The sequence below is a fragment of the Promicromonospora sp. Marseille-Q5078 genome (assembly GCF_050315395.1).
Taxonomy (GTDB): Bacteria; Actinomycetota; Actinomycetes; order Actinomycetales; family Cellulomonadaceae; genus Isoptericola.
This window is the reverse complement of record NZ_JBNPQG010000001.1, coordinates 2,715,288-2,737,119: the sequence shown is the minus strand read 5'-3', so window position 1 is coordinate 2,737,119 and position 21,832 is coordinate 2,715,288. Positions and strand designations below refer to the sequence as shown.

27 protein-coding genes and 1 pseudogene are annotated in these 21,832 nt (G+C 73.6%); 13 read left to right on the top strand and 15 right to left on the bottom strand.

All coding sequences use genetic code 11. The features are described 5' to 3' along the window. Positions 1 to 14: 14 nt before the first annotated feature. From ACQFYA_RS12790 to ACQFYA_RS12780, 3 genes are read right to left on the bottom strand one after another with little or no spacing between them, the layout of a single operon-like run. A complete protein-coding gene (locus ACQFYA_RS12790) occupies positions 15 to 596 on the bottom strand; it encodes a DoxX family membrane protein (RefSeq protein WP_499124708.1) in 582 nt (193 codons plus the stop codon). After that, a complete protein-coding gene (locus tag ACQFYA_RS12785; protein WP_499124706.1) occupies positions 593 to 1,609 on the bottom strand; it encodes a universal stress protein in 1,017 nt (338 codons plus the stop codon). Before ACQFYA_RS12785 ends, ACQFYA_RS12790 begins: the two co-directional genes overlap by 4 nt. 16 nt (positions 1,610 to 1,625) lie before the next feature. Further along, the gene (locus ACQFYA_RS12780; protein ID WP_499124704.1) at positions 1,626 to 2,579 is read right to left on the bottom strand and encodes an Acg family FMN-binding oxidoreductase; all 954 of its coding nucleotides are present in this window, start codon (positions 2,577 to 2,579) and stop codon (positions 1,626 to 1,628) included. A 267-nt stretch (positions 2,580 to 2,846) separates the two neighbouring features. On the opposite strand from ACQFYA_RS12780, the gene ACQFYA_RS12775 reads away from it, so the two are divergent. Beyond that, positions 2,847 to 3,869 (top strand): Acg family FMN-binding oxidoreductase, encoded by a 1,023-nt coding sequence (locus ACQFYA_RS12775; RefSeq protein ID WP_499124701.1) that lies wholly within the window; start codon positions 2,847 to 2,849, stop codon positions 3,867 to 3,869. Between the two features lie 139 nt (positions 3,870 to 4,008). Here ACQFYA_RS12775 and ACQFYA_RS12770 read toward each other — a convergent pair whose 3' ends face one another. Then, positions 4,009 to 4,533 (bottom strand): flavodoxin family protein, encoded by a 525-nt coding sequence (locus ACQFYA_RS12770; RefSeq protein WP_499124699.1) that lies wholly within the window; start codon positions 4,531 to 4,533, stop codon positions 4,009 to 4,011. 220 nt (positions 4,534 to 4,753) lie between these two features. Here ACQFYA_RS12770 and ACQFYA_RS12765 point away from each other — a divergent pair, with 220 nt between their 5' ends. Then, positions 4,754 to 5,368, top strand: a complete 615-nt coding sequence (locus ACQFYA_RS12765; RefSeq protein ID WP_499124697.1) for a CBS domain-containing protein — start codon at positions 4,754 to 4,756, stop codon at positions 5,366 to 5,368. Here the strand turns inward: ACQFYA_RS12765 and ACQFYA_RS12760 are convergent. Further along, a complete protein-coding gene (locus tag ACQFYA_RS12760; protein ID WP_499124694.1) occupies positions 5,358 to 6,290 on the bottom strand; it encodes a universal stress protein in 933 nt (310 codons plus the stop codon). The two genes, ACQFYA_RS12765 and ACQFYA_RS12760, sit on opposite strands and share 11 nt — an antisense overlap. 375 nt (positions 6,291 to 6,665) lie before the next feature. Here ACQFYA_RS12760 and ACQFYA_RS12755 point away from each other — a divergent pair, with 375 nt between their 5' ends. Next, positions 6,666 to 6,992 (top strand): DUF1876 domain-containing protein, encoded by a 327-nt coding sequence (locus ACQFYA_RS12755; RefSeq protein WP_499124691.1) that lies wholly within the window; start codon positions 6,666 to 6,668, stop codon positions 6,990 to 6,992. Continuing rightward, the gene (locus ACQFYA_RS12750; protein ID WP_499124689.1) at positions 6,976 to 7,692 is read left to right on the top strand and encodes an SRPBCC family protein; all 717 of its coding nucleotides are present in this window, start codon (positions 6,976 to 6,978) and stop codon (positions 7,690 to 7,692) included. The genes ACQFYA_RS12755 and ACQFYA_RS12750 overlap by 17 nt, the downstream gene beginning before the upstream one ends. Here the strand turns inward: ACQFYA_RS12750 and ACQFYA_RS12745 are convergent. Next, entirely contained in the window at positions 7,682 to 8,470 is a 789-nt protein-coding gene (locus ACQFYA_RS12745) for an SDR family oxidoreductase (protein WP_499124687.1), read from the bottom strand. The genes ACQFYA_RS12750 and ACQFYA_RS12745 overlap by 11 nt on opposite strands. Positions 8,471 to 8,716: 246 nt before the next feature. Here ACQFYA_RS12745 and ACQFYA_RS12740 point away from each other — a divergent pair, with 246 nt between their 5' ends. Further along, complete coding sequence (locus ACQFYA_RS12740) at positions 8,717 to 9,421, top strand: PAS and ANTAR domain-containing protein (protein WP_499124684.1); 705 nt, start codon at positions 8,717 to 8,719, stop codon at positions 9,419 to 9,421. A gap of 221 nt (positions 9,422 to 9,642) precedes the next feature. After that, positions 9,643 to 10,731: an FUSC family protein gene (locus tag ACQFYA_RS12735; RefSeq protein ID WP_499124681.1), complete on the top strand. Its 1,089-nt coding sequence runs from the start codon at positions 9,643 to 9,645 to the stop codon at positions 10,729 to 10,731. 200 nt (positions 10,732 to 10,931) lie between these two features. Here ACQFYA_RS12735 and ACQFYA_RS12730 read toward each other — a convergent pair whose 3' ends face one another. From ACQFYA_RS12730 to ACQFYA_RS12715, 4 genes are all read right to left on the bottom strand, one after another. Continuing rightward, entirely contained in the window at positions 10,932 to 11,276 is a 345-nt protein-coding gene (locus ACQFYA_RS12730; RefSeq protein ID WP_499124678.1) for an ANTAR domain-containing protein, read from the bottom strand. A 130-nt stretch (positions 11,277 to 11,406) separates the two neighbouring features. Continuing rightward, positions 11,407 to 12,105, bottom strand: a complete 699-nt coding sequence (locus ACQFYA_RS12725; protein ID WP_499124676.1) for a GAF and ANTAR domain-containing protein — start codon at positions 12,103 to 12,105, stop codon at positions 11,407 to 11,409. Then, positions 12,102 to 12,800 carry a GAF and ANTAR domain-containing protein gene (locus tag ACQFYA_RS12720; RefSeq protein ID WP_499124674.1) on the bottom strand — a complete coding sequence of 233 codons (699 nt, stop codon included), beginning with the start codon at positions 12,798 to 12,800 and terminating at the stop codon, positions 12,102 to 12,104. The genes ACQFYA_RS12725 and ACQFYA_RS12720 overlap by 4 nt, the downstream gene beginning before the upstream one ends. Before the next feature lie 113 nt (positions 12,801 to 12,913). Then, on the bottom strand, positions 12,914 to 13,681 hold the full coding sequence (locus ACQFYA_RS12715) for an ANTAR domain-containing protein (RefSeq protein WP_499124671.1): 768 nt from the start codon (positions 13,679 to 13,681) through the stop codon (positions 12,914 to 12,916). A gap of 139 nt (positions 13,682 to 13,820) precedes the next feature. Between ACQFYA_RS12715 and ACQFYA_RS12710 the strand changes: the two genes are divergently transcribed. From ACQFYA_RS12710 to ACQFYA_RS12695, 4 genes are all read left to right on the top strand, one after another. Continuing rightward, positions 13,821 to 14,726 carry a DUF4397 domain-containing protein gene (locus ACQFYA_RS12710; RefSeq protein WP_499124669.1) on the top strand — a complete coding sequence of 302 codons (906 nt, stop codon included), beginning with the start codon at positions 13,821 to 13,823 and terminating at the stop codon, positions 14,724 to 14,726. Continuing rightward, complete coding sequence (locus ACQFYA_RS12705; RefSeq protein ID WP_499124665.1) at positions 14,723 to 15,391, top strand: class F sortase; 669 nt, start codon at positions 14,723 to 14,725, stop codon at positions 15,389 to 15,391. The genes ACQFYA_RS12710 and ACQFYA_RS12705 overlap by 4 nt, the downstream gene beginning before the upstream one ends. A 62-nt stretch (positions 15,392 to 15,453) precedes the next feature. After that, the gene (locus ACQFYA_RS12700) at positions 15,454 to 16,095 is read left to right on the top strand and encodes an RNA polymerase sigma factor (RefSeq protein ID WP_499124662.1); all 642 of its coding nucleotides are present in this window, start codon (positions 15,454 to 15,456) and stop codon (positions 16,093 to 16,095) included. Further along, entirely contained in the window at positions 16,079 to 16,774 is a 696-nt protein-coding gene (locus tag ACQFYA_RS12695) for an anti-sigma factor (protein WP_499124659.1), read from the top strand. Before ACQFYA_RS12700 ends, ACQFYA_RS12695 begins: the two co-directional genes overlap by 17 nt. A gap of 14 nt (positions 16,775 to 16,788) precedes the next feature. On the opposite strand, the gene ACQFYA_RS12690 is transcribed toward ACQFYA_RS12695, so the two are convergent. The 5 genes from ACQFYA_RS12690 to ACQFYA_RS12670 form a co-directional block, all read right to left on the bottom strand. After that, on the bottom strand, positions 16,789 to 17,076 hold the full coding sequence (locus tag ACQFYA_RS12690; RefSeq protein WP_499124656.1) for a hypothetical protein: 288 nt from the start codon (positions 17,074 to 17,076) through the stop codon (positions 16,789 to 16,791). Between the two features lie 10 nt (positions 17,077 to 17,086). Beyond that, positions 17,087 to 17,302 carry a hypothetical protein gene (locus ACQFYA_RS12685; protein ID WP_499124653.1) on the bottom strand — a complete coding sequence of 72 codons (216 nt, stop codon included), beginning with the start codon at positions 17,300 to 17,302 and terminating at the stop codon, positions 17,087 to 17,089. Continuing rightward, complete coding sequence (locus ACQFYA_RS12680) at positions 17,289 to 17,489, bottom strand: hypothetical protein (RefSeq protein ID WP_499124652.1); 201 nt, start codon at positions 17,487 to 17,489, stop codon at positions 17,289 to 17,291. The genes ACQFYA_RS12685 and ACQFYA_RS12680 overlap by 14 nt, the downstream gene beginning before the upstream one ends. Continuing rightward, the gene (locus tag ACQFYA_RS12675) at positions 17,486 to 18,472 is read right to left on the bottom strand and encodes a hypothetical protein (RefSeq protein ID WP_499124650.1); all 987 of its coding nucleotides are present in this window, start codon (positions 18,470 to 18,472) and stop codon (positions 17,486 to 17,488) included. The genes ACQFYA_RS12680 and ACQFYA_RS12675 overlap by 4 nt, the downstream gene beginning before the upstream one ends. A gap of 202 nt (positions 18,473 to 18,674) precedes the next feature. Beyond that, positions 18,675 to 18,875 carry a hypothetical protein gene (locus tag ACQFYA_RS12670; RefSeq protein WP_499124648.1) on the bottom strand — a complete coding sequence of 67 codons (201 nt, stop codon included), beginning with the start codon at positions 18,873 to 18,875 and terminating at the stop codon, positions 18,675 to 18,677. A 176-nt stretch (positions 18,876 to 19,051) separates the two neighbouring features. Here ACQFYA_RS12670 and ACQFYA_RS12665 point away from each other — a divergent pair, with 176 nt between their 5' ends. The 3 genes and pseudogenes from ACQFYA_RS12665 to ligD form a co-directional block, all read left to right on the top strand. Further along, positions 19,052 to 19,759, top strand: a complete 708-nt coding sequence (locus tag ACQFYA_RS12665) for a PAS and ANTAR domain-containing protein (RefSeq protein WP_499124646.1) — start codon at positions 19,052 to 19,054, stop codon at positions 19,757 to 19,759. A gap of 93 nt (positions 19,760 to 19,852) precedes the next feature. Further along, positions 19,853 to 20,716: an SDR family oxidoreductase gene (locus tag ACQFYA_RS12660; RefSeq protein WP_499124644.1), complete on the top strand. Its 864-nt coding sequence runs from the start codon at positions 19,853 to 19,855 to the stop codon at positions 20,714 to 20,716. A 23-nt stretch (positions 20,717 to 20,739) separates the two neighbouring features. Then, positions 20,740 to 21,660, top strand: a pseudogene (ligD, locus tag ACQFYA_RS12655) (non-homologous end-joining DNA ligase); the annotation flags it as partial. Positions 21,661 to 21,832 lie beyond the last annotated feature (172 nt).

The window sequence follows — 21,832 nt, the reverse complement described above, 5'->3', positions numbered from 1 at the left end:
GCGGTCGTGCTGCCTCACACCAGGACGGGCCAGCGCCGCACCCACGACGTCTGCTGCCACCGGGCGCCGAGACCGAGCGTGCGTCCCGCGTCGCCGAGGGCGAGGGCGACCAGCACCAGCGCGTAGATCAGGTGGTCGTCCATGAACGGGTTGTTCTCCGGCGGCAGCACGGCCGACCACATGAGGACCAGCATCAGCGCCCCGGCCACGGCCGCGATCCGCATCCCGATGCCGAGCAGCAGCGCCATCCCGATCCCGAGCAGGCCGATCATGAAGACCCAGTCGACCCACGCCTGGCCGGCGAGTCCCTGGTAGAAGCCGGCGAGCGGACCGGCGGTCGCGTTCCCGAGGAAGCCCGCGGTGGGCTGACCGCCATCGAGCCACGCGCCTTCGGGCGGGGTCGCTCGACCGAGGCCGAAGAGCTTGTCGAGGAAGGCCCACAGGAAGATCCAACCGAGGCTGAGCCGGATGACGGCACCGACGTAGCGCAATGCCCGTCCCGCGCCCGGGGAGATCCCGATGGGCTCGACGGCGAGGTCCGCTGCTGCGGGGGTCGAGGCTGCAGGAGCCTCGTGACGACTCTCGTACGTGCTCATGATGACGTGCCTCCTGATGACGGGCCGCCGACGGGTGCGACGGCATCGGGTGGGGAGAGGGGGCCCTCGACGGCGGGTGTCCGCGCTTGGTCCGCCACAGCGGGTTCGCGGGACGCCTCCATCGGCGGGCGAGGAGGGACGACCTCGACCGGGCAGTGCGCATGCTGGAGCACGGCACGGGTCACGCTGCCGAGGACGGCCGCGATCATCCGGGACCCCAGGGCACCGTGCCCGTGGCGTCCCATGACCATGAGGTCGGCGCCGGAGGAGCAGCGGACCAGGGCTTCGGCGATGTTGGCGTACTCCAGGTGGAGCTCGTACGCCACGTCGGGGTGGGTGCGAGCCGCCGCGTCGATGAGGCCGTCGATGATGCCGTGTGCCTGGACGCCCCACTCCTCCTGGACCGACCACTCGTCGACCAGGTAGCTGTAGAACGGGTCCAGCCGCCAGCAGTGCACGATCTCGAGCCGCGCGGACCGCTGCGCGGCGACGGCGAAGCCGTGAGCGAGGACGTCGGCCGAGCTGCGTGACCCGTCGACGGCGGCGACGACGCGGTGGGAGTCGGCCTCCTGAGTCCAGTCGTGCGGCACGCTCACCACGGGGCAGGTCGCGCGCGCGACGACGCCGAAAGCGGTGCTGCCGGTGAACATTCGCGCGACGAGGGAGGCGGAGCGGTGCCCGAGCACGACGAGGCGCGCTTGGCCGCCGGCAGCGGCGAGGACCTCGACCGCGGGGCCGAGCGCCGCCTGGAGCCGGACGCCGACCGTGCCGTCGGAGAGGTCCTCCACGACGTCACGGGCCTCCGCGAGCAGCTGGTGCCCGACGTCGACGAGCGGGTCGCCGCTGATCAGAGGAAGCATCGGACCGACCGGGACGATCTCGTGGATCGCGTTGATCAGCCACAACGAGCAGCGGTCACGCTCCGCCTGACGCACGGCGTACGCGAGGGCACGAGACGCCTCCGGAGATCCGTCGATCCCGACGACGATCGGACGGCCTGTCGTGGTGCCCATGGTGTGCTCCGGTCCCTCAGACGGTCGTGGGTGATCCGCCGACGCTGCGGCGGAGGGTGTGTCGTGGCGACGTGCCGTACCCGAGTCGCATGAGCATCTGCGGCGACGCGTCCAGCGAGAGCGCCCGTCGCAGGTCGTGGCGGGTGGTCGGGTTCTCCAGGACCGTGGTCGCGAACGATGCACGGACGAAGTACGTGGTCGCCACCAGCAGGAGGCGTTCGAGGGCCTGGCCCGCGGCGATCCAGTCGCGGGGCGCGTCTTCGTCGGTCAGGAGGACCGCCATCGTCGAACGGTGCTCGAACTCGGCGTTGTCGGCGCTGGCGAGGAAACGGCGGACCGGTGCCTTGTCGTCGGACGACCAGGGCCCGAGCAGCTCCCGCGGGATGCCGTCGCGGCGGTCGTCCGCGACGTCCGTCCACGCCCTCTCCTCGTCGCGGGCGGTGGGGTCCTCGGCGGCCAGCGCCTCGGCCCGCCGCACCAGCGACATGACCTCTGTGCGTCCCGGCTCCGAGGGCTGGACGAGACGCAGCACGGCCCCCTCGTCGTGCGCGGCGATCTGGATCGCCTGCAGGACGTCCGCGTCGAGCGGCTGGTCGTCGAACGGGCTGCGGGCCGTCACGCGGCGCGCGATCGCCACCGCCAGCTCGAGCTCGTCCATGTCGGGGTCGAGGCCCGGCCCCAGCTCGAGCACGGCGACCAGAAGTGGGTCGTCGGGGTCGGGCAGCACGGTGACGATCGGCGTCAGGGACTCACGTCGGGCGGCCATCCGGGCGTTGAACAGGAACGCTCCGCAGCTGATGAACATCTCCCGCCCTCGCGGGTCGGAGTGCCGCAGCTGCCGGGACGGGTCGGCTCGGACGGTGAGGTGGTTGCCGCGCACGCTCACCTGCCACGGCTGGGTGTTGTGCACGCTCGGCGCACGGCCGGCGGCGCGCAAGATCCGCTCGATCCGGGCGTCGAGGACGTCCATGGCGACTCCTCCGTCGGTGCGGCGGATGGTGGGCGACGAACCATCTGTCGTGGCGCCGCCACGAATCGGGGGCGCCACGACCTCAGAGAACCATCGGCAGCACCTGCCCGTTAGGGCAGGAGGACCCTGCGCGTCAGGTCCATGGGCCGCCGCGGCAGGACCTTCGCCTCTGGCCCCGGAGTGCCGACCCCGGGAGCGTAGGACCGGACGCCACCGGGATCCGGCTCCCCCCGCTGCACCCGGAGGCGCTGACGGAGGTGGTCACGCATGGGGCGCGACGAGGTCATCGCACGGATCGTCGACGCCGGCGGTCGGGCGCCCAGCGTGCACAACACGCAACCGTGGCTGGTCCGGATCGAGGATCGACGGCACCTGGTCGTGCGCGCGGACGCGTCGCGGCAGCTCCGCCTCAACGACCCGACGGGTCGGGAGATGTTCATCAGCTGCGGGGCGTTCATCATGAACCTGCGTGTGGCTGCCGCGCACGAAGGCCTGGACGCCCATGCCCAGCTCGTGCCGGACCCCGACGACCCCCTGCTGGCGGCCCGCATCACCCTGAACGACCTCGCGGCACCCGGATTCTTCAACGCCGGCCTGTTCGCGGCGATCGTCGCTCGTCATACGGCTCGTGGCTCCGTCACGTCGCGACCTCTGGACCGCGGTGACGTCGAGCTCCTGCGGCGTGCCGCCACCCTCGAGCAAGCCGGCGTCGTCTTCCTCGGACCTCGCGAGGCTGCGCGAGGCCACCTCGTGTCGAGCATGCGCAGGGCCGAGGCGCTCGCCGTGAGAGAGGAAGGGCACCTGCGCGAGGACGGTGCATGGCTGGGCGGCGACCGCGGTCGTCCGGAGGGCGTGCCGACCGATGCGATGGGCGGCTGGTTCCAGGGGCCCGTCATCGGTCTGCGACCCGTCGCGCGGGACGAGGCCAGCGGCGCACGGACGTTCGAGAGCATCGGCACCACCGCGGTCGTCACGACGCCCGGTGACGACGCCGGCCACTGGCTCGTCGCCGGTCAAGCGCTCGAGCGCATGCTGCTGGTCGCGACGGCCCGGGGGATCCACGCGTCGTTCGCCACGCGCGTGCTGGAGAACTCGGCGACCCGGGCCGAGGTCGAGGAGGCGTTCCAGCTGACCGCCAGGGCCCAGATGCTGGTGCGGTTCGGATACGGGTCCGGTGGGCCCTCGACGCCACGTCGAGACATCGAGGACGTGCTGCGCCGAGACGAGCAGCACGGGAAGAGCGCCGCGTCGGCGCACCGACGGTCGTCCGTCGAGAGGGGCTCGTCATGAGTGACGACCACACGCCGATGATCCCGCTCGATCCGTGCCGCCGCGGAGATCGCACAGATGCGGCGTTGGCTCGCGCGCTGGTTCGGCACAGGGGCCAGCAGCTGTGCGTCGTAGCCAGCAGAGCGTGTCCTCGAGGAGGCTACGTCCTGGCCCAGATCTCGGTGGCCGCTCGCGCGAGTGCCCCGCCCCAGTCGCGGGCGCGGCCCAGCTCGTCGGGGAGGAGCGGGCCCTCGACGTCCGCGACGTAGAACGACTCGGGGTCGCCCACCGGGTCGTGGCCGCTGCGGCGCAGGGCTCGCGCGGCCGCGCGAGCAGCGGACCCGGGCAGGTGCTGGACCTTGGTCACGCGGGTGTCGAACGTGGCGTAGAGCCGGTCGGCGCGGTCGGCCGGCAGGCGCGCGACCCACTCGCGGACACCCTCCTCGACCCCGGACGCGTGGCCGCCACGCTCCTGCGCCTCACGCCTCGTGCCCTCGCGGCTCATGCCGAACGCGTGGGTGGGGCCGCCGACGACGACCAGCGTCTCGTCGTCGGACGCCTCGGACGTCGCGTCCGCGACCGAGACGACCCGTGCGGGCATGTGCTGCGCGATGCCGTCGGCGATCGCCCGGGCGACGGCCTCGGTGTTGCCGAAGCTCGACTCGTACACGACAAGGGCGGACACGGTGATCACGGTCCTTCCGGTGACCGGTAGGGCTGGTGCGTTCATCTCAGAAGACCGCGTCGGCTCTCGCCGCCGGAAGTGGCCGCCGACCCGACCCGGCGGGGTCCAAGGTCCCGTCCGCGCCGGGCCGGTGGCCCCTGTCCCCGACCTGGCGGCGCACCCAGGCTGGGCGGGAAGGGACGCGCCGGCCGGTCGTCCCGGACGCCACAGGAGGACCGCCGTGCTGGCCGCCGACATCATGACCACCCCCGTCGTCACCATCGAGCGCCGAGCCCGCACCGAGCACGCCCTGCGCGAGCTCGGTCACCGTGCGATCACCGCGCTGCCCGTCGTCGACGACGACGGGCAGCTGGTGGGGATCGTCAGCGAGGGCGACCTGCTGGCGAGCGGGGTCGCCCGGGACCCGCGGTCGACCCTTCGACGCGACGGGAGGGCCCGTGCCGACGACGGCCTTCCCGCCGCCGACCCGCAGGTGGGCGACGTCATGACACGCCCGGTGATCACGGCGGCGCCGAACCAGGACGTCGCGAGCCTCGTCGGCACGATGCTCGCCCGTGGCATCCACTCCGTCCCCGTCGTCCTGGGCAGGCGTGTGGTCGGGATGCTCAGTCGCAGCGACGTCGTGCGCGCCCTGGCCCGCACGGACGAGCAGGTCGCCGCCGACGTCACGGCACAGCTGCGGGGTGCCGGCCTCGAGGAGTGCGGGTGCGTGGTCGAGGACGGCACCGTGCACGTCACGGGCGGGTCCGCTGCCGACCTCCGCCTGGCGTCGTCGCTCGCGCGGACCGTCGCGGGGGTGCGCGCGGTGGTCACCGGCCCGCCGGTCAGCTCTTGAGGATCTCGCCGAAGCGCTCGAGGACGAGCGGGGCGTGCGTCGGGACCCCCGTCAGCGGCACCACCTCGACCGGTGCGCCGCCCGCGTGGCCGAGGACCGCTCGCGTGGTGGGGCCGAGACGCCCCGGGTGCTCGATGTCGCGCCGGCGCCGGGCGAGGAGCAGGACGTCCGCGCTCGCCGCGGCGTCGACGAGCGTGTGTGCAGGCTGGCCCGGCACCACCGAGATCTCCACCTCGACGTCCGGGAAGCCGGTGCGCCAGTCGGCCACCGTCGACTCGAGCAGCCGGGTCGCGGCGATCACCCACTCGCCGGTCACGGACCGTTCGTGATCCAGGCCGGCGTACGGGTCGGGCACCTTCCACACGTGCATCACCTGCAGCATCGCGTGGCGGGCCGCGGCGAGCGGGAACGCGTAGGACAGGACCTCTCCGGAGGCCGGCTCGATGCCGACCAGGACGCGTCCGTGCTCGGTCGGCTGCCAGTCGCCGTCGATCACCGCCACCGGCACGGACGCCCGCGCGGCCACCCCCGCCGTGGTCGTGCCCACGTAGACGCGGTCCATGCCGTGCCGGGTCTCCCGGCCGAGCACCACCAGGCAGCCCGTGGCGGCGTCGACGGCGATCTCCACCGCACGCCGACCCTGACGCAGCGCACCCTCGACCGTGAGGTTCGGATCCGTCGCACGGATCCCGGCGACGGCCTCGTCGAGGACCTTCTGTGCCACCTCGATCAGCGCGTCGGGCGGATAGTCCATGTACGGCATGGACCCGCCGACCGGGAGTGCGGCCGGTGCGACGTGGACCACCCTGAGTCCCGTCCTGCGTCGTCGTGCCTCGTGGACCGCGTACCGGACGGCGCCGGCGCTGCGCTCCGTCCCGTCCACGGCGACGACGACCGGTGCGGGGTGTCCGACGGAGTTCATGATGCTGTCCTTCCGAGGTTCTGCGGCGACCGGGACGCCTCCACGGCGGGACCCACCCCGACGGTTGCTTGTCCGGGATGGTCGACCAGCCTCATCTCTTGCTCGTCCACCCGTCGTGTCCTCTCCGCGATGACGTCGCGCCCGTCAGGCCGGGCCGATCGACCGCCCGGACCCTCGCCTGGCGCGAGGTCTTCACGCTGGCAGGGCGGTGAGGAGGACGACAGGGCCGTTGGTCACGAACGGGCGGGACGCAGTCCCCGGTGCGGTTCGGTCCGACGACCCTGTGCCCGTCGCCGGGACCGGACGGACGATCGGCGGAACGGGGGAGCCGGCACGCGCGGCGCGTGCCGCTGACGAGCAACGACGGGAGCCCCCATGACGCACACCTGGAAGGTCGCGATCCAGCTCTTCGACGCCGACGACCCGGGCGGCGACGGCGTCGTCACCGCCGCCCACGCGCACCTGACCACGTCGAGCGGGACGTCGCTCGAGGGACGCGGTGAAGCACGGCGAAGCCCGCGCGACGTCGGCGTGACCGAGATCGGCGAGGAGCTTGCCGCCAGCAGGGCCCTCCGCGAACTGGCAGACCAGCTCCTGGGTGCCACCGAGGACGACATCGCCGAGATCGAGCATCGAGCCGCCCCGGCGGTCGTCGTCGACGGCGGGTCGGAGGTGGTGCCGCGTGGTGACTCGACCTGGTGAGGCGATCTCGGGCCGGCGCAGGCTGCTGATGTCCGTGAGCGCCCTCGGGCTCGGCGCGCACGTGCTGCACATCCACCGCCACTGGGGTGCCTCGGACGGCGAGATCATGGAGCGCCTTCCCGGAGACGGGCTCGTGCCCGAACCGGCCGAGTCCACGACCCTGGGGATCACGGTCGCAGCGCCCGCTACCACGATCTGGTCGTGGCTCGTGCAGATCGGGCAGGACCGCGGGGGGATGTACAGCTACGACTGGGCCGAGAACCTGCTCGGGCTCGACATCCACAGCACGGACCAGGTCCGACCGCAGTGGCAGCAGCTGTCGCCTGGCGATCGGCTCGTCGTCGTGCCGGAGGGCTATGCGGGCATGCCGTCCGGCTACGCGTTCACCGTCGCCCGCGTCGATCCGCCGCGGACGCTCGTGCTGCGCCAGAGCCCTCCGGAACACCCCTGGAACGGCGTGTGGTCCTTCCACGTCATCTCACGCCCCGACGGCTCCTGCCGACTCCTGTCCCGAGCGCGCACCGAGATCCCGGACAGTCCCGCGTTGCGGTTCGCCACGCGTCTCGGCGAGCCGGTCACGCTGGTGATGACCCGACGCATGCTGCGCGGGATCCGCCTGCGCGCCGAGCGGGCGTCGCTTCGTGCTGTCAGGTCGGTGCTCACCAAGCAGTCCGCGGTCCTGCCGGTGATCACGCGATGAGCGACTGCCCCCCGTCGACGAACACCTCGGTGCCGGTCACGTGGCTCGCCGCGTCGGACACGAGGTAGGCGATCGTCTCGGCCACCTGCGCGGCGACGCCCGGCGCCTCGCCCGTGAGCGGGATCTGCCCGTCCGGGAACTCGGCGGGCACGCCGAGGTCGTCGGTGTGCCGCTGCTCGGTGTTGTCGCCGATCTCGGTGTCGATCGCCCCCGGGCACACGGAGTTGACGCGGACGCCGCGCGGCCCGAGCTCGACGGCGGCCATGCGCGCGAACGCCACCTGGCCCGCCTTGCTCGCCGCGTAGGCGGAGGCGCCGGAGTTGCTGAACGTGCGGGTCCCGTTGATCGACGAGACGACGACGACCGCGCCGCCCTGCCGCACGAGCAGGGGCACCGCGAACCGCACGGTGTGGAACGTGCCGGTGAGGTTCGTGGCGATCGTGCTGGCCCACTCCTCCGGCGCGAGCTCCTCGAGCGGGGCCCAGACGCCGTTCACGCCGGCGTTCGCGACGACGGCGTCGAGCCGGCCGAGGTCCCGCCCCACCAGGGCGAGCACGTCGCGCACCGCACCGGCGTCCGCGACGTCGGCCGACACCGGGAGCGCGGTGCCGCCGCCGCGACGGATCTCGTCGGCGACGTCGTCGGCGCTCTCCTGCCGGTGCCCGAGCGCGACCACCGTGGCGCCCTCGCGGGCGAGGAGCACCGCCGTGGCACGTCCGATGCCCGACCCCGCGCCCGTGACCAGCGCGACCTTGGACTCCAGACCCTTCACCGTCATCGTGCCTCCTCCGTGATCGACGGCTCGACGCTAGCGACGAGAGCCGAGGCTCGCGCGTCGGCCCGTGATCAGGGCGCCTCCGCGACGCAGACGAGGACAACCCGTGGACGAGGTCTCTCGGGTGGTCGCAGGCTAGAATTCGTCGTCTTCTTGCGCCGTACCGGTGGTCCCGGGTCGCGGGGGGGGGTTGGCATCGGGTCCACGAAGGCGCAGAGTGACGCTAGAACCACTTCGGGAAGGGGACGTGTGAACCAGGAGCAGTCGTCGGAGAAGGTGCTCGAAGCCGCACTCGTCCCCGGCGTGGAGCCGCCGGTGGGACGATTTCGTCTCGACCTCGCCAGCGGCAGGTGGGCGTGGTCGGACGAGATCTTCGAGATGCACGGGTTTGCCCCGGGCGAGGTCGTGCCGACGACGGAGCTCATGCTCGCGCACAAGCATCCCGACGACCGGGAGCGCGTCGACAGCATCCTGAGGACGGCCGCCGAGGACGGCGAGCCATTCAGCTCCGTGCACCGCATCGTCGACGCGCAGGGCAAGGTCCGCACCCTCGCCGTCACCGGCCAGTGCCGACGGGATCCCGGGAGCCGCAAGGTCACCGAGCTGTTCGGCTACTTCATCGACGTGACCGACGTGAACCGGGACGTGGCACAGAAGGAGGCGACCGCAGCCATCCGGGCGTCGGCGGAGCGGCGGGCCTCGATCGAGCAGGCCAAGGGCGTGCTGATGGTCGGCCTGGCGCTCGAGCCGGAGGAGGCCTTCGACCGACTGCGTGTCGCCTCGAACCTGTCCAACGTCCCCGTGCGCGACGTGGCCGTCTGGCTGGTCGACTGGTTCGCTCGTCCCGGCATGACCGTCTTCCCGACTCCCGAGGAGCTGACCGCGTTCCTCGAGGCGCCCGGCCCCGGCCCTGACGCCGGTGAGACCGCGGCCGAGGCGTCGGCGGCGAGCTGACGTCGCCGAGCCGGTCCCGCCCGGCCGACCTTTCGACGTGGCGCCTCTCGGCGGCGTGGGCCAGGTTCTCGCCGAGCCGAGTGTGCAGCATCGGCGCGTGAGATCTCGACGGGGAGGAGGACCGTGATGACGGCTGCCGTGGCGGTGGGCCTGGCGGTGGCGGCACCGGGCGGACACGTCCGGCGGTCCCCGGGGTATGCCGAGCTCTCGCCGGAGCTCGGATGACGGTGTCGCGGCGCCTCCCTGTCGCCCTGCACCGTGCGTGGGTGCTGCACCCGCGCTGGTCGCTGGCGTTCCGAGGCGCGATCGCCGCGGCCCTCGCATGGACGGTGGCGGTCGTGCTGCCCGCACCGTTCTCCGACTACCCCTACTACGCGCCGCTCGGCGCGGTCGTCGCCACCACGAGCACCCTGGCGCGGTCGGCGCGGGAGTCGCTCCAGACGATCGCGGCTCTGGTGCTCGGGGCGGGAGTCGCCCTCGCTGCCGACGCGGTGCTCCCCACGGGCGCCCTGTCGATCGCGCTGGTGGTGGGGGTCGCGCTGCTGTGCGCAGGCTGGCGGGTGTTCGGAGAGTCGGGCGTCTGGGTGGCGAACTCCGCGATCTTCGTGCTCGTCCTCGGCCGTGGGCAGGACGCCGAGTACGTCGGCGCGTACGCCGGCCTGATCGTCCTCGGTGCCGTCATCGGGACCGCCGTCAACGTCCTCCTGCCGCCGCTCTACCTCACGCCGTCGGAGCTCGCGCTGGACCGGTTGCGGGACGCTCTCGCGGACGAGCTCCGGGACCTCGCGGGCTCGCTCGAGGACGAAGGGCCGCTCGAGCCCGACGTGTGGGAGCGCCGCCGACGGGAGATGTGGCCCACGGCCGAGGTCGCGCGGGCAGCGGTCGCACGGTCGGGCGAGGCGTCGCGGGGCAATCCTCGTGCTTGGCGCCACGGTGGCCGCGCGCGGACCCAGTCTCGCCGCGCCGAGGAGCTCGGGACGGCAGCGGGCGTCGTCGACGAGATCGTGCGCCTTCTCCTCGACTGGGAGCACACGGGTCGCACCCGGGTCGCGCTGGGCCCGCGGCTGCGCCCCGAGCTCGCCGCGACGTTGCGTTCCTTCGCCGACGCGCTGCTGGATGCCGCAGGGCACGACGACACCGCGCAGGACGACGCTCGTGACGACGGCCCGCGCCGTGCGTTCGCCGGGGCCGTCGAGCGGCTGCGCGGCATCGTGCGCGACGCGCGGGACCGGTCGGGCGACGACTACTTCGTCGCGAGCGCCCTGGTCGTCGTGCTGCGGCGATCGTCCTCCGTCCTGGTCCGGTCCTGAGCGCCGCGAGCGCCGGCCCCGGTGAACCCTGCGGGCATCGGGTCTCGGTGCCGCGTGAGGGCATGCGCGTCGTCGTCGTCGGACCGACGATCCGCTCGTGGTCGACGTGCGTGATCTTGTCGCGCCGATGGTGGTCCCCGAGCGTCGTCCTGTCCGCCGTCGACGCCACCGGGCGGGTCGGGGGCGGCGGCGGACGGAGATCAGGAGTCGGGCCGGATCGCGACCGTCCGTGATCTCGCCGGCCTGACACGGCTCGCGGCCTCCTCCAGCGCGTCGAGGAGGGGAGACAGCCTCTCGTGCGGTACCGAGGTCGTCTGCGCGTGCTGCACCAGCCGGGCGGCGAGCTCGCGGACCGGCGTGTTCGTCGCGTAGGAGTAGTGGCGGAGCACCTCGAACGCCTCGTCGTCGCCGAGGTCCAGAGCGAGGCGGATGATGCCCTTGGCCTGCTCGACGTCGCGATGGCCCTCTGCGGTGGCACGGAGCGAACGGAGAACCTGAGCGGCGGCGAACGGTTCGAGGGGAGTGGCGTGGTCCGGTCGAGACAAGGGAGCTCCTTCACCGGGGTGTCCACGGCGCCTCCTTGACCGCGCTCCCGAGACTAGCGGCGCCGAGGGGCGACGCCAAGGCAGTGGACGGAGAGAACCGACGACGGCCCTCCCGGCAGGGGCAGGGCCGTCAGGGTCCGTACGCCTCGGCGACGACCCGCTCCGCCGCGGCGGTCAGCGTCGTGCCCTTCTGGTCCCGCTCGGCGAGGAGGAGCTCGTAGGCGGTGGCCTGGTCGACGCCCAGGCGCTGGGCCAGCACCCCCTTGGCCTGCTCGATGACCACCCGCCCCCGCAGCGCCCGGGCCAGGCGACGGTCGATCTCGCCCTCCGGGTCCCGTTCCGGCTGGGCGACGACCAGCGTCACCATGTCGGCGAACGCGTACGCCATGCGGACGGCCTCCTCGTCGGGAAGACCGGTGTCGCGCCCGAAGATGTTCAGCCCGCCCAGGACGTTCCCTCGCCAGGTGAGGGGGTAGGTGTGCACGTGCCGAAGACCGGCGCTCAGGATCGCCGGGCCGACGACCGGCCAGCGGGCGAGGATCGTCGGCTCCGACGCCGTGACGGCTCGGCCGGTGGCGCACACCTCCACGCACGGGCCTTCGTCCTGCATCGCCTGGTAGAGCTCCAGATGGGACGTGACGTGATCGGTCGCCGCCAGGACCTCGAGGCGGGAGCCGCCCGACGGACGGACGAGCAACCCGGCCGTGCTGCTGCCGGTCAGTTGCGCGGCGTCACGGACGAGCTGGACGAGAAGGTCGCTGATGTCGTGCTCGCGCACCAGGGCGGACGCTGCGTCGGCGAGCGAGTCGGCAGGTGTGCGCGGCGTCATGGCTCCTCGGTTCGTTCGGGGGTGTCGCGGGTCGACTCGTCGAGCGAGAACGTCAACCGTCGGTCGAGCACGTCCTCCGCCACCGACTGCAGAGTCGCCGACCGCGCAAAGGCGTGTGCGCGGATCACCGCGAGCGCGTCCTCCGGAGAGAGGCGCAGCTCGGCGATCACCATGCCGGTGGCCTGGTGGATCTGCGCCTTCTCGGACCAGTCGAGCGACTCGACGTCTCCCAGCAGGGATGCGCCGACAGCGTCGGCGAGGAACTGCAGGTCCTCCTGGCTCCGGGCCAACGAGTCCGCCGTCAGGTAGAGGCTGAACACCCCGACGACGCGTCCGCCCGCGCGCATCGGGACCGCGTACAGCGTCACCTCGCCCCCGACGGACCCCGCGACCTGGGAGAAGACGGGGTAGGCGCTCGTCGCGCCGTCGACCCGCATGACGACGACCCGGTCCTCGGCCAAGGCCTGGTGCACAGGTCCCTCGCCCAGGACCTCCTGCAGAGGTTCGAGCCGCTCGAACGTCCCCGGTGTGCTGACCCCCAACCGTTCTCCCGGTGCCGCCGAGACGGTCAGGGCGCCGCCCTGCGCCCGGAGGATGTCGACGCAGGCCTCGCAGAGCCGGGTCGCCAAGGGGCGGTCGGCGCTGACCTTGGCCAACGACTGCGCGAGCATGCTCAGCAGCTCGGTGGGATCCACGCTCCCTCACCTCCTCCCGAGAGTCCGGACTCGCGTCACGACGACCGTCCTGACGTTCGGCATCGTGTCGTCCCGGCCGCCGACCGTCGCCCGACGGCCGCGGGGCGAGCGCCTCATGGACCTGCGGCGCTGTCGTCGACGATGCCACCGCGTCCTCCGACCACGAGCGACCTCAGGATGGTCTCCGCGATCTCCCGCTCGTCGACCTCCCGTTCCGCGGCGGCCGAGGCCAGCATCTCCCGGGCCTGCGGCTCCGAGCAGTCGTTCATCTGGATGATCGCGCCCACGGCTCGTTCGACCGTCATCGTCTCGGACATCGTGCGGAAGAAGGCTCCGGCGGCGTCCTCCAGGTCCGCGAGCTCCAGCTGCAGCCGGACGCCTGACGCGATGAGGTGTGCATAGGAGTCGGCCGAGCGCACCACCCTCTCGTCCCACGCGGCCGGTGTCCGCGAATAGAGGTTCAGCGCGACGACGATCCCGGGCGCGACCACGGCCGGGAGCGCCAGCGCCTTGACGAAGCCCTCGCGGACCGTCTGCCGCTGCCACGCCTGCCACCGATGATCGGACCCGACGGACGGGACCGGCAGGATCGTGGCGGTCGCCATGGCCTCGACGCAGGGGCCGTCGTCGGCCATCGCCTCGGCCTGGTCGCAGCGCCCTGCATCCGGTGCGCTGCTCCCGCCTCGCAGGGTGATGCCGTGCTGACGCAGCGTGATGCTGGCCTCGACGTCGTCACCCAGCACTCCGGCGGCTCTCGTCGCGTACTCGTGCAGATAACCGGAGATGGCCATGGTCCCCGTCCCGTGGCGACCGACGCCACTTGCGAGCCTCCCCGGTGGCGATCCATCGCGGTCACTCGGTGAGGGCAGCCGCAGGGCCACCGCACGACTTCACGGTACGCCTGTGACGTCCGGCTCACGAGGTACGTGACCAGTGCATCCGAGATCGCGTGGCGAAGGGAAGGAGGGGTATCAGCACCGGACGTCCGGGCAGCCGGAGGTCCACGAACTGGAGGGCATCATGGAACGCACCGCTCGACGCAGCGTCACTCTTGTGGGAGCCACGACCTTCGCCGCTCTGGGACTGGCCGCGGTCGGCCTGGCAGCTCCCGCGGCGGCCGACACCGACGACGGCGCGATCCTGTCGGTCATGCACGGCGTGCCGGACACCCCGGTCGACGTCTGGGTGGACGACGAGCTCACCGTCGACGACTTCGAGCCCGGCGACATGGCCGGTCCGCTGGACCTGCCCGCCGGCACCTACTCGGTCGCCGTCACGGCACCGGACGCCGAGGACACGGGAGACCCGGTGATCGGACCGATCGACCTGGACCTCGAGGCGGGCGGCAACTACACGGCCGTCGCGCACCTGGACGCCGACGGGCAGCCGACCGCCACCCTCTTCACCAACGACATCTCCGCGACCGGCGCCGGTGAGGGACGCCTGACCGTGCGGCACGTGGCCGCGGCCCCGGCCGTGGACGTGCTCGCCGGGGGCGAGGCCGTCATCAGCGGCCTGGAGAACCCCGACGAGGAGGTCCTGGACCTGCCCGCGGGCACGGTCTCCGCATCCGTGGCGGCGGCAGGTACCACCGACCCCCTGCTCGGCCCGACGGACGTGGAGGTCGCTGACGGCGTCAGCACGATCGCGTACGCGTGGGGCAGCCTGGAGGACGACACGCTGGCGCTCGCCACGCAGACGATCGACGGACTGCACTCCTCTCCCGGGGGCGTGCCCGCCGGGACGTCCGGACTCGCGGCCGACTTCGAGGCCCCGAGCACGTCGTTCAGCGCGATCGCGCTGCTCGCGGGAGGTGCCTTCGTGGGGCTCCTCGTCCTGGTCTCGACCGTGATGCTCGTCAAGGCGCTGCGGGAGCACGCACACCGTCACGCGCAGCCCGTCGCAGACACCGGGCGTCGTCGATGACGTCGCACCACCTCGGCACTGCGTCGCGGGCGGCCGGCCCAGGCCCCGCCCGCGGCGTGGCGCTCCTGCTCGCGCTCCTGCTGACCGGGTGCGCGGGCGCGTCCGGGACGACCGGTCGCGCGGACGTCGGCAGCGGGCGTGAGGTCGCGGAGGAACCGCCCTCCGCCGGCAGGCCCGAGGCGCCGGTGCGGCCGGCGACGGACGCGGCCCCTGCGACGCCCCCGGGGCCTGAGCGGGTCGTGGTCCCTGCCCTCGGCATCGACGTTCCCGTCGCGGCCGCCGGCGTGGACGACCGGGGCCGCATGGCCCTTCCCGGGTCGGCGGACGAGGCGGCCTGGTACCGGTTCGGCGCGGGGCCGGCCAGCCCCCGAGGCGCGACCGTCGTCGCCGCGCACGTGGACGACGAGGACAGCGTCGGCCCGTTCGCCAGGCTCACGAGGGCGGAGGCAGGGGCGTCGGTGCACGTCCGCACGTCGGACGGCCGCACCTACAGCTACACAGTGACCCAGGTGCGGTCGGAGCCGAAGCCGGACCTGTCCGTCGACGACCTGTTCGACCGGTCGGGGCCCGCCCGGCTGGTCCTGGTCACGTGCGGCGGCACCTGGGACGCTGCCGCCCGCTCGTACTCGGACAACGTCGTGGTGACGGCGACCCCGGCGGGATGACGACGCCGGCGCAGCCACCCGGCACCACTGGTCGGGTGCGGCTTGCGCCCCTACGATCGGCGGTGTCCGACCGCGGTGGCCCGTTCCGGGGCACCGCCCGAGCCCGAGGACGTGCTCTGAACGCCGACGACGCCGCGCCCGACGACGCCGACCTCGCCGTGCGGCGCCTCGGGCAACGTTTCGCCGAGGGGGACGAGTCCGCCCTCGCGGAGGCCTACCGGCACTGGTCCGCGCTGGTCCACACCATGGCCCTGCGATCGCTCGGCTCGCGCACCGACGCCGAGGACGTGACCCAGCAGGTGTTCGTCGCCGCGTGGCGGGGCCGCGGGAGGTTCGACCCCGAACGCGCCCGCCTGCCGGCCTGGCTGGTCGGGATCACCCGCCACACGGTCGCCGACGCGCACGAGGCCCGCTCCCGCGTCCGCCGGGCGCAGGACGCCGCCGCCCGCAGCGCGGCATCCCCGGCTCCCGGCCCCGAGTCCTCCGTCGACCGCGTCGCGGACCGGATCCTGATCGACGACGAGCTCCGACGGCTCGGAGACCCGGCGCGCACGATCCTGCGCCTGGCCTTCTTCAGGGACCTCACGCACGTGCAGATCGCGCAGGAGCTCGGCCTCCCGCTCGGTACCGTCAAGAGCCACGTACGACGGGGCCTCCTCAGGCTCCGCGACCGATTGGAGGTGGACGGTGCCCCACATCGATGACGAGACGCTCGCGCTCTACGCGCTCGGCGAGGACGTGCTCGAGCCCGAGCAGCGCGTCCACCTCGACGGCTGCGCCCCGTGCGCGCAGGCGGTCCAGGAGTTCGCCCGGGTGGTGGACGTCGCCCGGCCGGACGGCGCCGAGCCCGAGCTGGTGCCACCGGCGCCGGACGTCTGGTCGCGCGTACGCGCGGAACTCGCCCTCACGGACGTGCCCGAGGACGAGCTCTCGTCGCGGCGGGGGGCGCGTGCCTGGTGGCCGGTGCTCGTGGCCGCGTCCACGGCGCTGGTCCTCGGCGCCGTCGGCGGCGTGCTCTGGGAGCGGCGCACCACCGAACCTGCGGAGACCACGATCGCGACGGCCGCCCTGGCCCCGCTGCCCGACTGGCAGGGCTCGTCGGGGGAGGCGGTCGTCGAGGAGGAGCCGGGCGGGCGGCGGCAGGTCGTCGTCACCCTCGACGCGCCCGCACCCGAGGGCACCTACCGCGAGGTGTGGCTGCTCACGCCCGACGTGAGCGGCCTCGTCAGCCTCGGGGTCCTCGAGGGTGACGAGGGGCGGTTCGACGTGCCCGAGGGCCTCGACCTCGCCGACTACCCCGTCGTCGACGTCTCCGAGGAGCCCGTCGACGGCGACCCCGCACACTCCGGCGACTCGGTCGTCCGCGGCTCGCTCGCCACCTGACTCCTTCCTCTGGGCTACCCGCTGCGCCCGCCGTCCGGTGCGCGCAGCGAGGCCAGGATGGTCTCGGCCGCGGCGAGGTCCCGGCCATAGGCCGTCGGCGGTGAGGCGTCGGCGGCTCGGACGGCGGGCGCACGGCCGGCCCGGGAGTCGGCGCCCGCGCCGAGGACGATCGTGCGGTGGCCGGCCGGTCCGCTGTCGCCGGACCCGGTGGAGACGTCGTCGTCCCGGATGGCCACCGCTCCCTCCACCCTCAGCAGAGGGATGCGGACCAGGCGCGCCAGGAGGCGGATCTCGATGATCATGGTCGCCCGGCTAGTCGCCCAGCCTGATGTCCCCGTACGGGTCGTCCTCGTCCGTCGAGGACGAACCGGTCGAGGCCGACGACGTGGCGTCGCCGTCGCGGAGCCTCGAGAGGATCGCCTTGATGCCGGTCTCGATCTGGGCGTACCTCTCCCGGCCGGCCCGGGTGCCGGCCACGTACCCCAGGCCGAAGAAGATCGCGCGGCCGACGGTCTTACGACCGATCATCGTCGCCCTCCTGGCTCCGTCGGTCCCGGATCGCCGAGACGGCCGCGCTCGCGGCCGTGAGCCCGGCCGCCGACCCGAGGGCGATCAGGCCGGACCGCGTCGCGGTGCCGCTGACGCGCGGCCGCTTGCGGCCCACCGCATCCACGACCCGCTCGAGGAACGTCTTCTTGCGGAACAGCCTGATCATGACGCTCTCGCTTTCTGCCCGTGCCCGGTCGCGTGCTTGCGGATCGCCGACACCAGTTCCTGCTTGCGCATGGACCCCTTGAGGTCGAGGCCCATCTCCGTGCCCAGCGCGATCAGCCGGCCCTTGGTCAGGTCGTCGAGGTCCAGCGGGTCGATGTCGGCGTCGGTGCCGAGGCGGCGGCCTTCCGAGGCCACCGCCTCCTGTCGCCCGTCGGCCCGGTCGGCCCTCCGCCGCGCCTCGTCGGCCTCCGCCTCCGCCTCGCCGGCCAGGCGCTCGGCCCGGGCGCGTGCCTCGTCGGCCGCCTTGCGTGCCTCGTCGGCCGCCTCCTCGGCCAGCTCGCGGGCCTGCTGCATCTGCTGGCGGGCCCGCTCCACCGCCTGCTCGGCCTGGGCCCGAGCCTTGTCCGCCTGGACCTGCGCCTGCTCCCGGCGCCTGCCCGCCTCGGCCTCGGTCTCGGCCACCTTCGTGGCAGCGATCTCCTCCGCCCGGGTGCGCTTGGCGGCGACGTAGGCGTCGGCCTCGCGCTGCGCCTCGTCGACCACCCTCGCGGTCTCGCGGTCGCCCTCCTTGCGCGCCGCCGCGACCTGCCGGTCGCCCTCCGCCTCGACCTCCTTCAGGGCGTCGGCGCGCTCCTTCGCCTGCACGGCCTCGTCGTGGGCGCGCGTCTCGAGCTCGTGGGCCCGCTCCATCGCAGCGTCCACCCGGTCCGACCGACCACCACCGCCACTGTGGGTGAACGGGTTCACGTCCGAGAGGGTCGCGGCGGCCTTCTGGCCCGTGGACTGCACGCTGTCGGCGGCCTTCTGGCCCACTGCCTGCATGCTGTCGGCGGCCTTCTGGCCCGCGGACTGCACGGTGTGGCCGGCGGACGCGGCCGGGCTCTTCACGGCCTCGTCGAGCACCCACAGGAGGTTGCGGGGGAGGTCGGTGAGACCTCGTCGTGCCTGGCGCCCCAGCCATGCCACCGGATTGGACCTCGTCATCGGATGCTCCTCACTCGGCGGGCGGTCGACCCGGGGACAGCCTTCTCGGTCGCCGCCCCGGCCGATCAGGACGCCGGGTCGGAGGCGCACGCGCCAGGAGCGGCGAAAACTCCACCGTTCCGACCGATCACGACGTGCCCCCTGGGTTCAGGACACTGCACCACGGTCTTGCACGCACCTCGACCTGCCCGACGGCGCGCGATCACCCCGCCGTCGGGACGTCGCGCGGCTCGCGCATCGTCTGCGCGACGTGTCCGCCCAGGAAGGCGCCGCCGCCGGCCACCGCCATCCCGGCCAGGCCGAGCAGGGCGCCGAGGCCGTCGCGGCCGGCGTGCCGCGCGCGCCACGACGCCAGGGCGACGAGCGTGCTGAGGCCGGTGCACGTGGCGTGGACCGCGGCCACGCGCCGGGCGGGCACGCTGAGCGCGCGGTAGTCGGCGAGGCCGGTGACGGTCGGGCAGGGCGGCGGGCACGGGTGCCTCCTCGGGACGGCCGCGGTGGCCTTCGCCGGAGGGCCCGGCTAGCGTGGGAGCCGGCGTCAGGAAGCGGCACCGACTCTCCGTACCCCTGGAGGTCACCATGTCCACGACTCCCGCCGACACCGACCGACTCACGGCGGCCCTGGCCGTCGGGACGCACCTGCTGACCGGCCGCTACCGGGTCGAGACGCAGACCGGCCGGTGGTGGTGGTCCGACGAGGTCGACGCGATGCTCGGCCATGAGCCCGGCGCGGTCGAGCCCGGGGCCGAGTCCCTGGAGGCGCGGCTGCACCCCGACGAGCGCGAGCACGTGGTGCACGACGCCGCCCGCGCCCTGGCGGTGGGCGGGCCCGTCACGAGCGCTCGCCGCGTCGTCGACGCCCACGGCCGCACCCGGACCCTGCTGTTCACCGCGCAGACGCGCCGGGGCCACGACGGCGGTGCGCCCGAGGTGGCCGGCTACGTCGTCGACGTCACGCCGGTGCAGCGCGAGGCCGTGCAGCGTGACGTGCGGCGCGCGCTCGACAACGCCTTCGTCTCGGCCGCCGCGATCGAGCGGGCCAAGGGGGTGCTCATGGCCGTGCACGGGGTGGACGAGGACGACGCCGAGGCGATGCTCACGGAGGCGGCGGGGGCGTCGGGCACCGGGCTGCGGGACGCGGCCACGCAGGTCATGGACCGGCTCGCGGCGGGCGGCGGCTTCGGCCGCCGGGCACGGGAGGCGCTGGGCGACGCGATCGCCGCCGTCCGGCCCAGCAAGCGCCCGCACGTGCACGAGGCGCAGCTCGCCCGCCGCCGCGCCGCGTGACCGCCGGCCGCACGGACCGGCGGCACGGAGCGTCCGCACGCATCCACCGCATGGATCCGCCCCATATCGAAGGCCACGACCGAGGAGGGACACATGTCCGACGACCAGCAGTCGTTCCCCGCCCAGCAGCAGGAGCCGCCGGGACTCACCGGCGCCATGACACCGCTGCCGGACCACGGCGAGCAGAGCTACCGGGGCTCCGGGCGCCTGTCCGGACTGCGGGCGCTGATCACCGGGGGCGACTCCGGGATCGGCCGGGCGGCGGCGATCGCGTTCGCGCGCGAGGGCGCGGACGTCGCGATCGGATACCTGCCTGTCGAGGAGGACGACGCGCAGGAGACCGCGCGGTGGGTGCGCGACGCCGGCCGCACGGCGGTGCTGGTGCCGGGTGACATCACGCACGAGGGGACGGCCCGGGCGCTCCCGGACCGGGCGGTCGAGGGGCTCGGCGGCCTCGACGTCCTGGTCAACAACGCCGGCTTCCAGATGGCCCGGCGCGAGTCGGTCGAGGACGTCACGACCGACGAGCTCGACCGGGTGCTGAAGACCAACCTGTACGCGCTGGTGTGGATCACGCAGGCGGCGCTGAAGCACCTGGGTGCGGGGTCGAGCATCGTCAACAACTCGTCGATCCAGGCGTACCAGCCGTCCACGTCGCTGCTCGACTACGCGTCGACCAAGGCGGCGATCAACAACCTCACGGTGAACCTCGCGGCCGAGCTCGGCCCGCGGGGCATCCGCGTGAATGCCGTGGCGCCCGGGCCGATCTGGACACCGCTGCAGCCCGCCACACAGCCGGACGAGAAGCTGGAGAAGTTCGGCCAGGACACGCCGTTGGGCCGCGCCGGCCAGCCCGCCGAGGTCGCGCCGGCGTTCGTCTTCCTCGCCTCGCCGCGGGACGCGAGCTATGTCTCGGGGACCGTGCTCGGTGTCACGGGCGGCAAGCCCGTCTTCTGAGGGTCCACCCGGGAGGAAGAGCGATGCTCACGGACGGCGACGAGGACACTCAGGTCGTGCGGGTCGGGAAGCACGGCGTGCGCCTGACGCACCTGTCCAAGGTCATGTACCCGGAGACGGGGACGACCAAGCGCGACGTCGTCGAGTACTACGCGGCGGTGGCCGACACGATGCTGCCGCACGTGAAGGACCGCCCGGCGACCCGCAAGCGCTGGCCGGACGGGGTGGGTGCGGACCCGTTCTTCCACAAGGACCTCGGCCGCGGGACGCCCGACTGGGTGGTGCGGCGCAGCCTCGAGCACCGCACCGGCACCTCGACGTACCCGCTGGTGCAGGACGCGGCGACCCTCGTCTGGCTCGCGCAGATGGCCGCGCTGGAGATCCACGTGCCGCAGTGGCGGTTCGGCCGGCCGACGGGCAAGGACGGGACGCCCCGCCACCCCGACCGCCTGGTGCTGGACCTCGATCCCGGCGAGGGAGCGGGACTCCCGGAGTGCGTCGAGGTCGCCTGGCGCGCGCGCGAGATCCTGCGGGACATGGGCCTCGAGCCCGTGCCGGTCACGAGCGGGAGCAAGGGGATCCACCTCTACGCCCGGCTGGACGGGCGGACGTCGGCGGCGGAGGCCACCGACGTCGCGCACGAGCTGGCCCGCGCGCTCGAGGCCGACCACGCCGACCTCGTGGTGAGCGACATGAAGAAGACGTTGCGGAGCGGGAAGGTGCTCGTCGACTGGTCGCAGAACAACGGCAGCAAGACGACGGTCGCGCCGTACTCGCTGCGCGGCCGGTCCCGGCCCTGGGTCGCGGTCCCCAGGACCTGGCGCGAGCTCGGGTCGCCGCACCTGCGACAGCTCGACCTCGACGACGTCCTGAGCCGCGTCCGTCGTCGCGCCGACCCGCTCGCCGGGGCCGGGCGTGGCCACGTCAGGGCCGGCGGACCGACGGCGGCGTCCGGGGCGCCGGGGCGGGCGACGACGGCTCCATGACCGGCTGAGACGCCGCGGCTCGTCGGAGAGGTCGAGTTCGCCGAGTGGACCGGCGACCGGCTGCCTGCGGCAGCCCGGCGGCGCGGGTGGCGCGGGGACAAGGACGCGGCGCAGGTCCGTCGCGAGTGAG